The organism is Spartinivicinus poritis (assembly GCF_028858535.1).
In the GTDB taxonomy this organism is placed as follows: Bacteria; Pseudomonadota; Gammaproteobacteria; order Pseudomonadales; family Zooshikellaceae; genus Spartinivicinus; species Spartinivicinus poritis.
This window is the reverse complement of record NZ_JAPMOU010000149.1, coordinates 1-1540: the sequence shown is the minus strand read 5'-3', so window position 1 is coordinate 1540 and position 1540 is coordinate 1. Positions and strand designations below refer to the sequence as shown.

The following is a 1540-nucleotide window of genomic DNA, read 5'->3' as shown; positions in this document are numbered from 1 at the left end:
TTATACCTTCTCAATCAAGTTGCCATACTGCTCAAATATACAGCAGCTAATGGCTTAGGTATAGTGATAATTAGGTAGATTTAATTAATGAAAATAAAGTCATCATATATATCTAAAAAACGCATATTTCATTTGCTATTGAGTGTAATATGCATTATTTATGTTGGATCTATCTTATTTATTGATCAATATTCCTCCAATATAACGAATCATAATCAATTCCGCATCTATTTTTGGTTTATAGTGCCTTTAGCCTTATATTTAATCTCATTTTATATTGAAGAGCCCATAAAACATGCTAGGCACTGGCTTAATCCTCGTCGTATATTGGTCACTGATATACACATATCGGTAGTTATGACGGTTGTACTTTTTGTTGCAGTGTTAACCATACCACTCTTCGCTGACCTTGAAAAATATTATCTGACTGACCCTATAGAACCACTAATGTGGACCATATGGGTTCTTGCGTGGCTTCCTGGCTGGGAACTGATGCATAGAGTATTATTACCTATTCATCTCAATCGATTATTACCAGGTAAAGGCTGGCTGCTGATACCAGTATTTGAAGGAGCTTATCACTTAGTAAAACCTTGGCCAGAAACACTGGGTATGATAGTGTTCAGTTTTGGCTTAACCGCATGGACTGTATATCGTAAAAATGCATGCTTACCTATCTTAATGCACATTTTTATTGAAGTTTTTCTGGGCTTTTACTTGTACTTTTATTTTAGTAAGTAATTCAAATAAAATGGTATTTTATTACATAGTATAAATGGGTGAACTTTATCATTAATGCTGATCTGTAGTACAACTGAGTTTGATTGAGAAGACTATCATTTAAACATACTGAACGACTAGAAAAACTATTTTTATGCTAGCTTTTATCTGGTGATTTAGAATACGATGTATCCCTCTGAAGGCGCAGTTACACAAAATGAATGACACTCTCTGACGGTTTGGTAGAGTCCGACATTAAGAGAGCGGTAGCTTTTTTTAATATATACCCATAACGAATCATTTTTAGGTGTAGCTGAGTAACTCGTCTGCAAACTCAGTTAATCCATTACCCATGATTGAAAAAATATCATCATAGTATTTATCCTGGTTTCGGAAGAAACTTTCACAGGCTTTTTTGAACGCATTAAATTTTTCATAATAGCGATTATATAAAACGTTCTTCCAGAACACCCGCCATAAACGGTGTCCCCTTGGTAAGCATGCGGAAACTGAAATATTTTAACGTCTACGCATATTTGCCAAGGGGACACAATTGGACTGCAACTTGTTTAAATTCTGGTGTGTAAGTTTTCTTCTTTTTGGTCATAGCTACTTCCAACAACACATGTGGCTATTATCTCTTAGTTAAGTGTTGGTTTCTATTAGACCACTACAGCAGCAGATGGCCTAATAGATGTAAACCCTTCATCTGGAGAAACGTGTCCCCTCTGCAAGCGTGCGTGAGTGCGACATGAAGTCGCATAAAGTCGTTGTTCTCCGACTTACGAGAGAACCATCTGTATCACCAGATGACCCTAGG

1 protein-coding gene is annotated in these 1540 nt (G+C 36.2%); it reads left to right on the top strand.

Going from position 1 to position 1540, the window contains the following annotated elements; translation table 11 throughout:
• Positions 1–357 precede the first annotated feature (357 nt).
• Complete coding sequence (locus ORQ98_RS29425; protein WP_274692392.1) at positions 358–741, top strand: CPBP family glutamic-type intramembrane protease; 384 nt, start codon at positions 358–360, stop codon at positions 739–741.
• The last annotated feature ends 799 nt before the right edge of the window (positions 742–1540 follow it).

What these genes read in the sequence shown, in the direction of transcription:
- ORQ98_RS29425 (WP_274692392.1), top strand. Translation starts at nt 358, where the DNA reads ATGACGGTTGTACTTTTTGTTGCAGTGTTAACCATACCACTCTTCGCT.